This is a genomic window from Pedococcus sp. P1_H8 (genome assembly GCF_056405175.1).
In genome coordinates, this window is the sequence record NZ_JBFUCP010000061.1 from 1 (window position 1) to 615 (window position 615).

Annotated in this window: 1 protein-coding gene; it reads right to left on the reverse strand. The window is 69.3% G+C overall.

Going from position 1 to position 615, the window contains the following annotated elements:
* The coding region (locus AC1DYG_RS18825; RefSeq protein WP_477641395.1) for a response regulator at positions 1-536 on the reverse strand (536 nt) is incomplete at its 3' end.
* Positions 537-615 lie beyond the last annotated feature (79 nt).

A 615-nucleotide genomic window follows, 5' to 3' on the forward strand; every position in this document is an offset into this window, starting at 1 on the left:
CCCGCGATCTCGCGATTCGACCGGCCTGCCGCGAGCCCGGCGAACACCGTCCGCTCCCGGTCGGTGAGCGCGTTGAGCACCGTGTCGCGCCGGGCCTGCCGGTCCGGTTCGGGCAGAAGCGGCATGAACTGGTCGATCAGGCGTCGGGTCGCGGTCGGAGCGAGCACGGCCTCCCCGTCGGCCACCGTGCGAATCGCGGCGAGTAGAGCCGTTGGGGGCGCGTCCTTGAGCAGAAACCCGCTGGCACCGGCCTTCAGGCCGGCATAGAGGTACTGGTCGACATCGAAGGTGGTGAGGATCAGGATCTTGGAGGCGGGCTGGGCGTCGAGAATGGCGGCGGTGGCCGCGATGCCGTCCATGGCAGGCATCCGGACGTCCATCATCACGACGTCCGGTTCGAGGGCCGCCGCCATCCGGACCCCGGCCGCGCCGTCCCCGGCCTCGCCGACCACCTCGATATCGGACTCGGCCTCCAGGATCAGCCGAAATCCCATTCGCAGCAGGGATTGATCGTCGACCAACAGCACACGAATCACGTGCTCTCTCCTTCGTCCAAGCGAAGCCGCGCGGAGACCCGCCAACCGCGGGGCCCCCTCGGACCGGACCGCAATATGC